This is a genomic window from Streptomyces sp. NEAU-174 (assembly GCF_052665095.1).
The window spans coordinates 432408-446555 of record NZ_JBQTCE010000008.1 but is presented as its reverse complement, the minus strand read 5'-3'; the positions used below and the strand labels follow the sequence as shown (position 1 = coordinate 446555).

General features: G+C 72.0%; 15 protein-coding genes and 1 tRNA gene. 13 read left to right on the top strand and 3 right to left on the bottom strand.

The genetic code is table 11. The annotated features are described in order from the left end of the window. Nucleotides 1-8: 8 nt before the first annotated feature. From ACT2CW_RS25305 to ACT2CW_RS25250, 12 genes are all read left to right on the top strand, one after another. Nucleotides 9-431: an NADH-quinone oxidoreductase subunit A gene (locus ACT2CW_RS25305; RefSeq protein ID WP_037963650.1), complete on the top strand. Its 423-nt coding sequence runs from the start codon at nt 9-11 to the stop codon at nt 429-431. After that, complete coding sequence (locus ACT2CW_RS25300) at nt 422-1099, top strand: NADH-quinone oxidoreductase subunit B (protein WP_445518355.1); 678 nt, start codon at nt 422-424, stop codon at nt 1097-1099. Before ACT2CW_RS25305 ends, ACT2CW_RS25300 begins: the two co-directional genes overlap by 10 nt. Further along, nucleotides 1096-2523 carry an NADH-quinone oxidoreductase subunit C gene (locus ACT2CW_RS25295; RefSeq protein WP_445518354.1) on the top strand — a complete coding sequence of 476 codons (1428 nt, stop codon included), beginning with the start codon at nt 1096-1098 and terminating at the stop codon, nt 2521-2523. Before ACT2CW_RS25300 ends, ACT2CW_RS25295 begins: the two co-directional genes overlap by 4 nt. After that, nucleotides 2520-3485 (top strand): complex I subunit 1/NuoH family protein, encoded by a 966-nt coding sequence (locus ACT2CW_RS25290; protein WP_037963643.1) that lies wholly within the window; start codon nt 2520-2522, stop codon nt 3483-3485. Before ACT2CW_RS25295 ends, ACT2CW_RS25290 begins: the two co-directional genes overlap by 4 nt. Further along, nucleotides 3485-4069: a NuoI/complex I 23 kDa subunit family protein gene (locus tag ACT2CW_RS25285; protein ID WP_445518353.1), complete on the top strand. Its 585-nt coding sequence runs from the start codon at nt 3485-3487 to the stop codon at nt 4067-4069. Before ACT2CW_RS25290 ends, ACT2CW_RS25285 begins: the two co-directional genes overlap by 1 nt. Next, on the top strand, nt 4066-4656 hold the full coding sequence (locus tag ACT2CW_RS25280) for an NADH-quinone oxidoreductase subunit J family protein (protein ID WP_445518352.1): 591 nt from the start codon (nt 4066-4068) through the stop codon (nt 4654-4656). Before ACT2CW_RS25285 ends, ACT2CW_RS25280 begins: the two co-directional genes overlap by 4 nt. Next, on the top strand, nt 4656-5057 hold the full coding sequence (gene nuoK, locus ACT2CW_RS25275) for an NADH-quinone oxidoreductase subunit NuoK (protein ID WP_164435197.1): 402 nt from the start codon (nt 4656-4658) through the stop codon (nt 5055-5057). Before ACT2CW_RS25280 ends, nuoK begins: the two co-directional genes overlap by 1 nt. After that, a complete protein-coding gene (locus ACT2CW_RS25270) occupies nt 5054-7072 on the top strand; it encodes an NADH-quinone oxidoreductase subunit 5 family protein (RefSeq protein ID WP_414082969.1) in 2019 nt (672 codons plus the stop codon). Before nuoK ends, ACT2CW_RS25270 begins: the two co-directional genes overlap by 4 nt. A gap of 3 nt (nt 7073-7075) precedes the next feature. Further along, nucleotides 7076-8665 carry a complex I subunit 4 family protein gene (locus tag ACT2CW_RS25265; protein ID WP_182467860.1) on the top strand — a complete coding sequence of 530 codons (1590 nt, stop codon included), beginning with the start codon at nt 7076-7078 and terminating at the stop codon, nt 8663-8665. Next, complete coding sequence (locus tag ACT2CW_RS25260) at nt 8662-10221, top strand: NADH-quinone oxidoreductase subunit N (protein WP_445518351.1); 1560 nt, start codon at nt 8662-8664, stop codon at nt 10219-10221. Before ACT2CW_RS25265 ends, ACT2CW_RS25260 begins: the two co-directional genes overlap by 4 nt. Before the next feature lie 190 nt (nt 10222-10411). Continuing rightward, the gene (gene htpX / locus ACT2CW_RS25255) at nt 10412-11278 is read left to right on the top strand and encodes a zinc metalloprotease HtpX (protein WP_086879996.1); all 867 of its coding nucleotides are present in this window, start codon (nt 10412-10414) and stop codon (nt 11276-11278) included. After that, nucleotides 11275-11667 carry a YccF domain-containing protein gene (locus tag ACT2CW_RS25250; RefSeq protein WP_164435201.1) on the top strand — a complete coding sequence of 131 codons (393 nt, stop codon included), beginning with the start codon at nt 11275-11277 and terminating at the stop codon, nt 11665-11667. Before htpX ends, ACT2CW_RS25250 begins: the two co-directional genes overlap by 4 nt. A gap of 112 nt (nt 11668-11779) precedes the next feature. Here the strand turns inward: ACT2CW_RS25250 and ACT2CW_RS25245 are convergent, their stop codons facing one another. Next, complete coding sequence (locus ACT2CW_RS25245; RefSeq protein ID WP_037963620.1) at nt 11780-12268, bottom strand: YajQ family cyclic di-GMP-binding protein; 489 nt, start codon at nt 12266-12268, stop codon at nt 11780-11782. A gap of 189 nt (nt 12269-12457) precedes the next feature. On the opposite strand from ACT2CW_RS25245, the gene ACT2CW_RS25240 reads away from it, so the two are divergent. Further along, nucleotides 12458-12539 (top strand) — tRNA-Tyr (locus ACT2CW_RS25240). An 83-nt stretch (nt 12540-12622) separates the two neighbouring features. Here ACT2CW_RS25240 and ACT2CW_RS25235 read toward each other — a convergent pair. Further along, the gene (locus ACT2CW_RS25235; RefSeq protein WP_445518350.1) at nt 12623-12961 is read right to left on the bottom strand and encodes an ANTAR domain-containing protein; all 339 of its coding nucleotides are present in this window, start codon (nt 12959-12961) and stop codon (nt 12623-12625) included. Nucleotides 12962-13070: 109 nt separating this feature from the next. Then, complete coding sequence (locus tag ACT2CW_RS25230; protein ID WP_445518349.1) at nt 13071-14054, bottom strand: helix-turn-helix transcriptional regulator; 984 nt, start codon at nt 14052-14054, stop codon at nt 13071-13073. Nucleotides 14055-14148 lie beyond the last annotated feature (94 nt).

Sequence of the window (14148 nt, the reverse complement as noted above, 5' to 3'; positions counted from 1 at the left end):
GGGCGGACGTGCCGGAGGCGACGACCGTACGCACGACCAGCGTCACCAGCGTCCAGCTCGCGGCCGACTACTTCCACGGCTATGCGGTGGTCGGACTGCTGGCGGCGATCGGCGTGATCTTCGTCGCCGTGGCCTTCGGGGCCGGGCGGCTGCTGCGGCCTGTCGTGCCCACGCCGGAGAAGCTGCTGACCTACGAGTGCGGAGTGGACCCCGTGGGCGAGGGCTGGGCCCACACCCAGGTCCGCTACTACGTCTACGCTTTTCTGTATGTGATTTTCGCCGTTGACTCGATCTTCTTGTTCCCGTGGGCGACGGTCTTCGCGGCGCCCGGCTTCGGGGCCGCCACGCTGGTGGAGATGTTCATCTTCCTCGGGTTCCTCGCCGTAGGTCTGCTGTACGCATGGAAGAAGGGCGTCCTGGAGTGGACGTGACACCGAACCCGACGCCAACGCCGACGCCGGTCTCCGGGCCGCCGGTCCCCGCGCCCGCCCCGGTGGACCTGCCGGAGCCGCGCCGTCTCGGCCCGCTGGCCCGGCTGGCGCCCGAGCCGATGAAGGTGGTCCTGAACTGGGGCCGCCGCTACAGCCTGTGGGTCTTCAACTTCGGGCTCGCCTGTTGCGCGATCGAATTCATCGCGGCCTCGATGGCCCGCCACGACTTCATCCGGCTCGGCGTGATCCCCTTCGCACCGGGGCCGCGCCAGGCCGACCTGATGGTCGTCTCCGGCACGGTCACGGACAAGATGGCGCCCGCGGTGAAGCGGCTGTACGAGCAGATGCCGGAGCCGAAGTACGTGATCTCCTTCGGGGCCTGCTCGAACTGCGGCGGCCCCTACTGGGACTCGTACGCCGTGACCAAGGGCGTCGACCAGATCATCCCCGTCGACGTCTACGTCCCCGGCTGCCCGCCCCGACCCGAGGCGCTGCTCCAGGGCATCCTCAAGCTCCAGGAGAAGATCGCACGCGAGTCGCTCGGCGAGCGCTACGGCAATTCCGGCGGGGCCGCCTCCACGACCACGCCCACGGCCACGGGCCGTCCAACGGCAGCCGCGCTGCGCAGCGGCCTGGTCACGCCTCCGGAGCGGAAAGACACGCGATGACCGACCGGCATGAGGCCAACGAGCCGAACGAGACGGTGGAGCCGAGCGGCACGGCCGAGGCCGCGCCGCCCGTGGGCTGGCTGCCGCGGTCCGCTGCCGAGCTGTTCGGCGAGGGCGCCACGGCGGAGGAGGCGTACGGCCTGCTGACCGTCGACGTCCCCGCCGACTCCTGGACCGCGGCGTTGGAGACGGCCCGCGACACCCTCGGCTGCACCTACTTCGACTGGCTGAGCGCGGTCGACGAGCCGGGCACCGGCTTCCGCGTGGCCGCGCGCGTCGTCGCCCTGGGAGCCCCCGCGGCCACGCCTGGAGCTGGGCCCGGGGCCGGGGCCGGGCCCGCGGTGCGCGGTCTGCTGCTGCGCACCACCGTGCCGCACGAGGCCCCCGCACTGCCGACCGCGACCGGCGTCTACGCCGGGGCCGCCTGGCATGAGCGCGAGACCCACGAGATGTTCGGCATCGGCTTCCCCGGCCACCCCGGTCTCGCGCCGCTGCTGCTGCCCGACGGCTTCGAGGGGCATCCGCTGCGCAAGGACTTCGTCCTGGCGGCCCGGGTCGTCAAGGCGTGGCCCGGCGCGAAGGAGCCGGGGGAGTCCGAACACGGCGGCCCCAAGCGGCGCCAGATGCTGCCGCCGGGGGTCCCCGACCCCAACGAGTGGGGCCCGCTCAAGGGCCAGTTGCCCCCTGCCCCGGCCCGCCCGGCGCGGGGCGCCCGCGCGGCGGGCGCCGCCGCGGGCGAGCGCCCCGCCCGCCGCACCCGCAGCGCGACGGCGGGCTCGGCGAGCCAGCGCCCGGCGAGCGCGGAGGCGTCAGCGGAGGCTACGGAGGCCCAGCCCCCGACGGCCGAGCGCCCGGCCCGGCGTGCCCGCAGCGCGAGCCAGGGTTCCGCGAGCCAGCGCGTGGCGGAGACGGCGGATGCGGCGGGGGAGACCCCTGCCCCGGCGGCCGAACGCCCGGCGCGGCGCTCCCGCACCGCGGGCGAGGGCTCGGCGAGCCAGCGCCCGGCGGGCGCTGAGGCTGCGGCCGAAGCCTCGGCCACGGACGCGGCCGACGAGCCGTCGGCGCCCCAGGCCCCGGCTCGCCCGCGGCGCCCCGCGCCGCAGCGCCGCTCGTCCGACGCCCCGTGGCACCACGCGCGCCCCGCGCGGGACGAGGACCGGGACGAGGACGCCGAGTCCCCGCGCGAGCCGCAGGCACCGGAACCGGAAGCGCAGCCCGAGGCAACCGAAGACGGACGCGGCGCAAAACCAGACCCCGCGCCCGACACCCCCGGCACCCCGGACGCACCGGACGCCGCGCCCGGCACCCGGGCCACCCCTGACGCCGCCGCCGACGCACCCGGTACCCCGGACACACCGGACATCCGGGAGGCCACCCCCGACAACGACACCGACACCGACGACCAGCCAGGAGGCGCCGCGTGAACGACGTCCTCGACGTCGCGCTGCGACTGCTCGCGCTCCTGCTCGCCTTTCTCGTGCTGCCCCTAGTCGTGGGGCAGACCGAACACAAGGTCATGGCCCATATGCAGGGCCGCCTCGGGCCGATGTACGCGGGCGGCTTCCACGGGTGGGCCCAGCTGGTCGCGGACGGCGTGAAGTTCGCGCAGAAGGAAGACGTCGTACCGGCCGGAGCCGACCGGCGGATCTTCCAGCTCGCGCCCGCCGTCGCCCTGCTGCCGTACCTCCTCGTCCTCGTCGCGATCCCGATCGGCCCCGCCGAGGGCGCGGTCGGCCAGGTCCTGGACGCGGGCATCTTCTTCGTGCTCGCCGTGCTGGGCGTCGGCGTGCTCGGTTCGCTGATGGCGGGCTGGGCCTCGGCGAACAAGTTCTCCCTTCTCGGCGGTCTGCGCACGGCCGCCCAGCTCATGGCGTACGAGCTGCCGATGCTGCTCACCGCCGCTTCCGTGGCGATGGCGGCGGGCACGGTCTCGCTGCCCGGCATCCTCGACGCGTTCGAGTGGTGGTGGGTGCCGTGGCAGATCGTCGGCGGGCTGGTGTTCTTCACCGCCGGTCTCGCCGAGCTCCAGCGCCCGCCGTTCGACGCGCCGATCGCCGACTCCGAGATCATCTTCGGTGCGTACACCGAATACACGGGCCTGCGGTTCGCGCTCTTCCTGCTCGCCGAGTACGCGGGCATCGTCGTCCTGTGCGCGCTGACCACCGTCCTCTTCCTCGGTGGCTGGCACGGGCCGTCCGCCGACGGCCTCGGCTGGCTGTGGACCCTGCTGAAGACGGCCGTCCTCGCCTTCATCGTGATCTGGCTACGGGTCAGCTATCCGCGGCTGCGCGAGGACCAGCTCCAGCGGTTCGCCTGGACCTGCCTCATTCCGCTCTCACTGGCCCAGATCGCCCTCACCGGCGTCGTCAAGGTGGTGATCTCCTGATGGGCATCCCCGGATCCGGTCTGGCCAAGGGCCTGGCCGTCACCCTCCGCACGATGACCCGGAAGTCGCACACCGCGCAGTATCCGGACGCGCAGCCCGAGCTGCCGCCCCGCACCCGCGGGGTGATCGGGCTGTTCGAGGAGAACTGCACGGTCTGCATGCTGTGCGCCCGCGAATGCCCGGACTGGTGCATCTATATCGACTCGCACAAGGAGACCGTGCCCCCGGCCGCCCCGGGCGGGCGCGAGCGCAGCCGCAATGTGCTGGACCGGTTCGCGATCGACTTCGCGCTGTGCATGTACTGCGGTATCTGCATCGAGGTGTGCCCTTTCGACGCGCTGTTCTGGTCGCCGGAGTTCGAGTACGCGGAGGAGGACATCCGCGATCTCACCCATGAGCGGGACAAGCTCCGCGAGTGGATGTGGACGGTGCCCGCGCCGCCCGCGCTCGACCCGCGCGCGGAGGAGCCCAAGGAGCTCGCCGCCGCCCGTAAGGCCGCCGACAAGCTCGCCGCCGCCGAGGCCGCACAGGCCGCCGAGGCCGCGCAGACCGAGACCGAGCACGGGAACGGAGCCGCCTCGTGAGCCCTGCGGTCCATTTGGCCGCCACCGGCCACGGGTTCCTGTCGCCGACCGGAGTCGAGATCGCCTTCCTGCTGGTGGGCATCGCGACCTTCGGCGCGGCCGTCGTCACCGTCACCACCAAGCAGCTGGTGCACGCCGCCCTGTGGCTGGTGGTGGCGCTCGGCGGCCTCGCCGTGGAGTACCTCCTGCTCACGGCGGAGTTCATCGCCTGGGTGCAGGTGCTGATCTACGTCGGGTCCGTGGTCGTCCTCCTCCTCTTCGGACTGATGCTCACCAGGGCGCCCATCGGCCGCTCCCCGGACGCCGATTCGGGCAACCGCCCGGCCGCGCTCGCCGTGGCCGTGGCCGCCGCGGGCGTCCTGGTATGGGTGGTCGTGGACGCCTTCCGGACCACCTGGATCGAGCTGGACAAGGGCGTGCAGGGCTCCACCGCCGTCTCCGGTGAGAGCCTCTTCCGCCACTGGGTGCTGCCGTTCGAGGCGCTGTCCGTGCTGCTCCTCGCCGCGCTCGTGGGCGCGATCGTCCTCTCCCGCAAGAGCGGCCACGACAGTGGCCCACGCACCGGCCACGGCAAGGAGAAGCGCTGATGCACCTCGCCTACCCCGCCGTGCTCGCCGTCCTCCTCTTCTGCACCGGTCTGTACGGCGTCCTCGCCCGCCGCAACGCGATCCTGGTGCTGATGTCGGTCGAGCTGATGCTCAACGCCGTCAACCTCAACCTCGTCGCCTTCGACGTCTGGCTCCGCGACACCCTGCACACGGGCCAGGCGCTGACCCTCTTCACCATCGCCATCGCCGCCGCCGAGATCGGCATCGGACTCGCCATCGTCCTGCTCGTGTATCGCAACAGCGGCACCTCCCACGTCGACCGGCTGCGGGACCTGGCCGACCCCCCGTCGGCCGGCCAGGACCCGATGGACGACAGCATGGCAGCGCCCACTGACAACGCCGCCGACCAGGCACGACGCGCCCGGAGGCAGACCGCGTGACGACCACGACCGCCGCCGTTCTCGTCCCCCTCCTGCCGTTCCTCGGCGCCGTCGCCGGGCTTCTGCTGGGCCGCCGCGCCCCCGGTTTCGTCCGCCCCCTCGCGGTGCTGCCGACCCTCGCCGCGGCCGGGCTCGCCGTGCTCGTCGCCGTGCGGCAGGGCGGCGGAGCGGGCGGCGGCACGGCCCCGCTCACCGCCGCGACCCGGCTCGCCGACACCGGCTCGGTCCCCGTCGACCTGGCCCTCCAGATCGACGGCTTCGCCGCCCTGGTCGCGGTCCTCGTCGCCGTCGTCGCCTGCTGTGTGCAGATCTACTCGACCGGCTATCTGCGCGACGACCCCCGCTACCCCTCCTACGCCGCGCTCGTCTCCCTCTTCACCGCCGCGATGCTGCTCGTCGTCTACTCCGACGACCTGATCGTGCTGCTCGTCGGCTGGGAGATCATGGGCATCTGCTCGTATTTCCTGGTGGGCCACTACTGGGAGACCGCGGCCGCGCGCTCCGCGTCCCTGAAGGCGTTCCTGGTCACCAAGCTCGGCGACGTCCCGTTCCTGATCGGCATCTTCGCGCTCGCGGGCGACACCGGAACGTTCCGCATCAGCGAGATCCACACCCGGCTGACCTCCGAGACCGCCGGGGCGCCGCTGGACCACCCCACCCTGATCGCGCTGCTGCTGCTCGCCGGGGTCGCGGGGAAGTCCGCGCAGTTCCCGCTGCACACCTGGCTGCCGGACGCGATGGCCGGCCCCACCCCGGTCTCCGCGCTGATCCACGCGGCCACCATGGTCGCCGCCGGTGTCTATGTGGTGGCCCGGCTGCTGCCCGTCTTCGCCTCCTCGGCCGCCGCGCTCGCCGTGCTGGCCGCCATGGCGGCCGTGACGATGGTCGGCTCGGCGCTCGCCGCGCTCGCCCAGGACGACATCAAACGCGTCCTCGCCTACTCGACCGTCGGTCAACTCGGCTATATGACGGGCGCGCTGGCCGTCGACGACCGCGGCGCCGCCGTCTTCCACCTCATCACCCACGGCGCGTTCAAGGCGCTGCTGTTCCTCGGCGCGGGCGTGGTGATCCACGCCGCCGGCAGCAACTCCCTGGCCGCCATGTCCCGGATGAGCGGCCTCGCCCAGCGCATCCCCGACGCCTTCTGGACGATGACGGTCGCGCTGCTCGCGCTAGCCGCCATCCCGCCCTTCGCGGGCTTCTTCTCCAAGGAGGCCGTCCTCGGCGCGGCCGAGCACGCCGCCACCGGCCACACCTCCGGCGTCCCGGAGGGCGTCGGCTGGACCGTGCTCCTCGCCGGACTGCTCACCGCGCTCCTGACCGCCGGATACGCGGCCCGGCTGTGGCTGCTCGCCTTCCGCGGCCAGGGCGAGCCCGTCCCCGACCACGGCAAGCAGCCGGTGGCCATGAACGTCGTCCTGTGGGTGCTGTTCCTCCCCACGGCCGCCCTCGGCCTCGCCTACGGCACGCTGCCCGACTGGTTCGACGGCGAGTCCCTCACCCCGACGCTCACCACGTCCGTCCTCGGCACCGGGCTGGCCCTCGGCGGCGCCCTCGTCATGTACGGCGCCTGGCGGCACAGCTCGGCGCGGGCCCGCCAGGTCCCGCTCGGCGCGGTGGCCGCCCACCCCGAGGCCGCCGACGCCGTCTCCGAGGCCGAGGCCATCGCCACCCACGAGGCGGCCTACGGCTCCATCGCGGGCGCCAGCGACCCCGCCGACCCCGGGCGGCTGCTCCTGGGCCCGCTGCACCGCCACGCGGCCGTCGGCTTCCACCTCGACGCCGTCTACGGAGCCCTGTTCGTGCGGCCCGTGCGGGCCGCCGCCCGGCTCGTCCGCTTCCTCGACCGCGAGGTCGTCGAGACGTACGTACGCGGCGCGGGCGGTGCGCCCCGGCTGCTCGGCGCGGCCGTACGCCGCGCGCAGACCGGCAATGTGCAGACCTACCTCGGCGCGCTGCTCGCGGGCTCCCTCGTCCTGGCCGTGGCCGCCGTCCTCGTCGCAGCGGGAGCCTGACCCGTGAACCACACCGTCCAGCAACTCCTCCTCGCCGCCCTGGTCGTGCTCCCCCTGCTCGGCTCCGTCGCCGCCCTGCTCCCGGCCCCGCCCGGACTGCGCGGCCGCGGGCCCGACCAGGCCGTCATGCGCCACGGCGTGACCGTCACCGGCGTGGTGCTCGCCGCCGCCATCGCCCTGGCCGCCGGTTTCGACCACGACCACCCGGCCAGGATGCAGGCCCAGACCGACATCGGCTGGATCCCGGCCCTGGACATCCGCATCCACCTCGGCGTGGACGGCGTCTCGCTGCCGCTGCTCGTGCTGACCGCGCTGCTGACCTTCCTCAGCGCGCTCTACGCCTACTTCAACCGGCCCTCCGGGCCGTCCCCCAAAGCCTTCGTCGCGCTGCTGCTCCTCCTGGAGTCCGGCACCCTGGCCAGCTTCGCGGTGCTGGACCTGATGCTGTTCTTCCTGGCGTTCGAGATGGTCCTCATCCCGATGTACTTCCTCATCAACCGGTGGGGAGGCGCCGAACGCGAGCGCGCCGCCTGGCGGTTCATCCTCTACACGCTGCTCGGCTCCGTGGTCATGCTGCTCGGCCTCCTCCTCGTCGGGCTCAAGGGCGGCACCTTCGACATGGTGGCACTCGCCACCGACAATGGCTCCGGGCTCAGCCACACCACCCAGCTCATCGCGGCCCTCGCCATCATCGTCGGACTCGCCGTCAAGGCCCCGATGTGGCCGCTGCACAGCTGGCTGCCCGACGCCCACACCGCCGCCCCCACCGTGGGCTCGGTGCTGCTGGCGGGCGTGCTGCTCAAGATGGGCACGTACGGCCTCGTCCGCATCGTGCTGCCGATGACCCCCGACGCGGCCCACACCTACGCGCCCTACCTCGCCGCGTTCGCCGTCGTCGGCATCATCTACGGATCCCTCGCCTGCCTCGCGCTGGCCCGCGCGGGCGCCAAGGGCGACCTCAAGCGGCTGATCGCCTACTCCTCCGTCGGCCATATGGGCTTCGTGCTGCTGGGCATCGCGACCCTCACCCCCACCGGGGTGAACGGCGCGCTGTTCGCCAACATCGCCCACGGCCTGATCACCGGACTGCTCTTCTTCCTGGTCGGCGCCCTCAAGGACCGCTCCGGCACCACCGACCTGGACCAGCTCTCGGGCACCAGCGGCGCCGCCCTCTACGGCAGGGCGCCACGCCTCGGCGGGCTGCTCGCCTTCGGCGCGGTGGCCTCCCTGGGGCTGCCCGGACTCGCCGGGTTCTGGGGCGAGATGCTCGCCATGTTCGGCGCCTTCGACCCCGCCGACGGGCTCAGCCGCCCGGCGTATCTCACCTATATGGCGCTCGCCGCCTTCGGCACCCTGCTCACCGCCGCCTACATGCTCATCGTCGTACGGCGCGTCTGCATGGGCGACCATCCGATCGAGCCCGGCACCGGGACCGAGGCCGAGCGGCCCGCCCTGGCCGACGTCCACGGCCATGAATTCGCCGCCTGGAGCCCCCTGGTGGCCCTCACCGTCCTCGCCGGACTGTGGCCCGCGGCCCTCCTCGGCCTCACCGACCCGGCCGTGCAGCAGCTCCTCGCGGGAGGCACCCGATGACTCCGAACGCCTCGAGCCTCGCCACGAGCCTCGTCCAGTCCGTCGACTGGCTCGCGGTCGCACCGCCCACCATCGCGGCCCTGGCCGGCCTCGCCGTCCTCGTCGCGGACCTCTTCCTGCCCGAGCGCAGGAAGCACCTGCTGGGCTGGGGAGCGATAGCGGGACTGGCCCTGGCCGTGCTCGCCCTGCTGCCGCTGCTGGACGGCGACCGCTCCACCTTCTGCCTGACCACCGGCGCCCACGCGTGCAGCTACACGGCCGACACCTTCGCGCTCGTCATCCAGTTCCTGGTGCTCGGCGGGGCGCTGCTCACCGCGCTGCTGTCCTTCAGCGCCCTCGACGATCTCAAACTCCCCGCGGGCGAGTTCTGGTTCCTGCTGCTGTCCTCCGCCTCCGGGGCGGCCCTGCTGCCCGCCTCCCGCGATCTGGCCACCCTGGTCATCGCCCTGGAAGTGGCCTCGCTCCCGGCCTTCGCCCTCGTGGGCCTGCGCCGCGGTGACCGCCTCTCCTCCGAGGCCGCGCTGAAGTTCTTCCTCTCCTCGGTCACCGCGACCGCCGTGATGCTGCTCGGCGTCAGCTTCGTCTACGCCGCCACCGGCAGCCTCCACCTGTCCCGGATCGCCGACGCCCTCACCCATGTCGACCCGCGGCTGGACACGCTCGCCCAGGCGGGCGTCGTGCTCACCCTGGTGGGCTTCGCGTTCAAGACCGCCGCCGTGCCCTTCCACTTCTGGGTGCCCGACACCTACGCCGGCGCGCCGGTGCCCGTCGCCGCGTATCTGTCCGTCGTCGGTAAGGCGGTCGGGTTCTCCGGACTCATCCTGGTGACCGTCCTCGCCTTCCCCTCCTACGCCGATGTGTGGGGCCCGGCCGTCGCCGTCCTGGCCGCCCTCACCATGACCGCGGGGAACGCCGCGGCGCTGCGCCAGCGCCCGGAGCGCGCCTTCAGCGCCGTACGGCTGCTCGCGTGGTCCTCCGTCGCCCAGGCGGGCTATCTGCTGGTCCCGATCGCCGCGGCCGGCTACGCCGACTCAGGCGAGGACGCCTCCCGCGCCATCGGCTCCACGGTCGCGTACGCCCTGATGTACGCGGTCGTGAACCTCGGCGCGTTCGCCGTGGCCGCCCTGGTGGCCCGTACGAGCCCGGCCAACCGGCTCACCGACTACCGCGGCTTGTACGGGTCCCGCCCGGCCGCCGCCCTGGTCCTGGCCTTCTTCCTGCTGTGCCTGGCCGGGCTGCCCCCGGGCGTCATCGGCCTCTTCGCCAAGGTGACCGTCTTCTCGGCGGCGGTGGACGCGGGGCTGGGCTGGCTCGCGGTGGTGATGGCGCTGAACGTGGTCGTGGCGCTCTACTACTACCTCCAGTGGACGACGGTGCTCTTCCGCGCCCCGGAGCCCGCCGCGGCGACGGAGCCCGTGCCCGCGGCCGGGGCGGCCATCACCCGCCCCCGTGCCGTCCCCCTTACGGCCGCCATCGCCCTCACCGCGGCCGCCGGCATCGCCCTCTCGGGAGCCCCGCAACTCGTTCTCCGGTTCGCCTCGAGCACCCTGCTGTAGGCACCCCCGCGGGCCCCGTGGGTCACCCCCGCGGCCTCCGTGGGTCACCCCCACGGCCCCTGCGGGCCCGCGCCCATGTGCACAAGGGAACTGGTGCCCTTCGCCTGGCGTTGACTTTTTCAGGAGGGTCCACTGGAAGGTGGAGACACCAGGCAAAGGGTTCCCCTGCGGCACATCGGGAGGGCACACCGTGCACCGCCGGCACAACGGGCTGAAGACCGCCGTACTCCTCGGTGGTCTGTCCGCGCTCATCATCGTCATCGGCAGCCTCTTCGGCCGTACCGGACTGATCATCGCGGTGATCGTCGCACTTGGGACCAACGCGTACGCCTACTGGAACAGTGACAAGCTGGCCCTGCGCGCGATGCGCGCCCGCCCCGTCAGCGAGTTCGAGGCGCCAGGGCTGTACCGGATGGTGCGCGAGCTCTCCACGGCCGCCCGCCAGCCGATGCCCCGGCTCTACATCTCCCCGACCGAGGCCCCCAACGCCTTCGCCACCGGCCGCAACCCCCGTAACGCGGCGGTCTGCTGCACCGACGGCATCCTGCGGCTGCTGGACGAGCGCGAGCTGCGCGGGGTCATCGGCCATGAGCTCAGCCATGTCTACAACCGCGACATCCTGATCTCCTCGATCGCGGGCGCGCTCGCCAGCGTCGTGATGTTCCTGGTGAACTTCGCCTGGCTGATCCCCATGGGTCGGTCCGACGACGACGAGGGCCCCGGCTTCCTCGGCATGCTGCTGATCATGATCCTCGGCCCGCTCGCGGCCTCCATCATCCAGCTCGCCGTGAGCCGCTCCCGCGAGTACGAGGCGGACGCCTCCGGCGCCCAGCTCACCGGCGACCCGCTGGCCCTCGCCAGCGCCCTGCGCAAGCTGGAGGCGGGCACCAAGCAGCTTCCGCTGCCGCCCGAGCCCCGTCTGGAGACCGCCAGCCACCTGATGATCGCCAACCCTTTCCGCGCCGGTGAGGGCATGGCCAAGCTCTTCTCCACCCACCCGCCCATGCGGGAGCGCATCGCCCGTCTCGAGCAGATGGCAGGAGGCCGCCGACCGTGAAAACCCTCCTGAACCTGATCTGGCTGGTCCTCTCCGGCGTCTGGATGGCGATCCTCTATCTCCTCGCCGGGGTCCTGCTCTTCGTCACGATCATCGGCATCCCCTTCGCGATCGCCTCCTTGCGCATCGCGGGCTTCGCCCTGTGGCCCTTCGGCCGCACCGCCGTCCCCCGCCGCGACGCCGGAGCCCCCTCCTGCGTCGGCAATGTCCTCTGGCTCGTCCTCGCGGGCTGGTGGCTGGCGCTCGGCCATCTCCTCACCGGCGTCGCCCTCTGCGTCACGATCATCGGCATCCCGCTGGGCCTGGCCAATTTCAAGCTCATCCCGATCTCCCTGGCCCCCCTCGGCCATGAGATCGTCCCCACCGACCAGCCGTTCGCCCACCGCTGACCGGGGACGCCGACAACACCAGCCGTCAACACAAGCCGACACCACAAGCCGACAACACCAGGGGCGGCACGGCCATGCCGCACCGCCCCTGCCGCACCGGTCCGGGCGCCGCCTACCGGTAGTTCACGAACTGCACCGCGAAGTCGAGGTCCTTGCCCTTGATCAGGGCGATCACGGCCTGAAGGTCGTCCCGGCTCTTGGAGGTCACCCGCAGCTCTTCGCCCTGCACCTGCGCCTTGACCCCCTTGGGGCCCTCGTCGCGGATGATCTTGGCGACCTTCTTCGCGTTCTCCTGCGAGATCCCCTCCTGAAGCGAGGCGAAGATCTTGTACTCCTTGCCCGACGCCTGCGGCTCGCCCGCGTCCAGGGCCTTCAGCGAGATCCCGCGCTTGACCAGCTTGGACTGGAAGACGTCGAGGATCGCCTTGACCCGCTCCTCGGAGTTGGCCCGCATCTCGATCCGCTCGCCCGACCACGCGATCGAGGCGCCGACGTTCTTGAAGTCGTAACGCTGGGAGATCTCGCGGCTCGCCTGGTTCAGGGCGTTGTCGACCTCCTGCCGCTCGACCTTCGAGACGATGTCGAAACTGGAGTCGGCCATCTTGAGTTGGCTCCTCGTACGTAGATCCGTCAGTGGCACGGCCCAGCGGACCGCTCCGGCCAGCCTAGCGATCTCGGCCATGATCGAGAGGCGATCAACCGGGTGGCGAAGCACCCCCGCACATCAGGTATTGTTTACGTCGTTGCCAGGGAGCAGCGCCGCGAGAGCGGGGCACCTGGCCACATCCCAGGCGGTGTGCCCGAGTGGCCAATGGGAGCGGACTGTAAATCCGTCGGCTTAGCCTACCCAGGTTCGAATCCTGGCGCCGCCACACGTGGGAAACGGCCCCTGAACTGCGGAAACGCGGTCGGGGGCCGTTTTCGTTATGGGGGCGGACGGGGCCGGCGGCGTGGGTCAGGCGCGGGACAGGGCCGCTTCCAGGGCCCGCTGGATGTCCTCGGGGAGTCGGCCGGTGTACGGCCACTGGACGATCTGCTCGGCGATCAGCCGCACCTTGGTGTTGGTGTTCTGGGACACCGTCCTGAGCACGTCCCAGCCCTGGTCCGGAAGCAGGCGGCCGTGGCTGATGACCACACCGATCGCCTGGTCGATGACGGCGTGGGAGACCACTGCCTGCCGCAGCTGCCCGACCTCCTCCTCCAAGACGGCGATCTTCTTGAGCAGGTCATCATCCCTCTCGATCGCCACGTACTGCCTTTCGATCGGGAGGTGGGCCGCGGCGTCAGTGGGCAACGCCGCAGCTGTCCACTCTCCAGAGGAGGGCCGGTCCGTGGCGATCCGGTAAACGCACGTCCGGGCGCCGTGCGGGACAGAAAACGAAGGCGAGGGCGAGCCCGGGTGGTCAGCTGCGCAGCGTGGCGCCCGGGGTGGTGCGGTAGGTCTCGCGGTACAGGGCGGCGAAGCGGGCCGGGTGGAAGAAGCCCCAGCGGGTGGCGATGTCCGCCACCGTGGCGGTCTCGGGGGCGGCGGTCGCCAGGTCGTGATGGGCGTGTGCCAGGCGTACCCGGCGGACGTACGCCATCGGCGTGGTGTCGAGGTGTCGGCGGAAGGCGTACTGAAGGGCGCGGATGCTGACATGCGCGGCGGCCGCGATGTCGGCGACGGTAAGGGGCTCAGCGGCGTGGTCCTCGATATGGCTGAGCGCGCGCTGGAGCGTGCCGGGGTGGGCGTCGTTACGGTCGGACGCGGTGGGGTCGGTGAGCGCGGTGTTGGGGAAGGCGGTCAGCACGCTGCCGGCCAGGAGCTGGCTGACGGTGGCCCTGATCAGCGGCTGGTCGGCGATGGCGGGATCGGACAGGGCGTGGTCGCGCACATAGCTGATGGTGCGCCGCAGATGCCCGGCGGCGGCCGCGGAGTGCGGCCGGTGCCCGGTCAGCCGGACCGGCTGCGGGGTGCGCCGGTCGACGGTGGCGGCGACCTGGCTCAGCAGGGCGGGGTCGAGCATGGTGATGTTGTAGCGGGCGCCTCGGATCCGCCCCGAGTAGGGAAGGTCCGGCGGGGCGAAGGACACCACGTCGCCGGGTCCGAAGGAGTCCTCGACACCCGGGAAGACATGGTCCTCGATGGTGCCGGTGTGGACGACGCACAGGCAGATCCTGCCGAGCGGGCTGACGGCGTAGCTCATGTCGAAGTCGAGATCGAGCTCGTCCACGGTGATCGAATCGACGGTGTCGCGCCGGATCCGCGCCCGGTTCGCGCTCGGGGTGCTGCTGCCGATGCGCATTTTGGCGTAGGCCTTGCTGAGGAAGTCCTCGGTTCTCTCCAGGTCGTCACTGTCGAAGACCAGCGTGCTCATGGCGACCTCGCCCTCCGGTGCCCAGGCCATATCGTCCTGGAGTACACATTACGGTCTGCTGACGGTGAGTCTCCCACCGCCGCCGTGCTCCGGCTGCCACGCCGAAGAAATGGCCCCTGAGCTC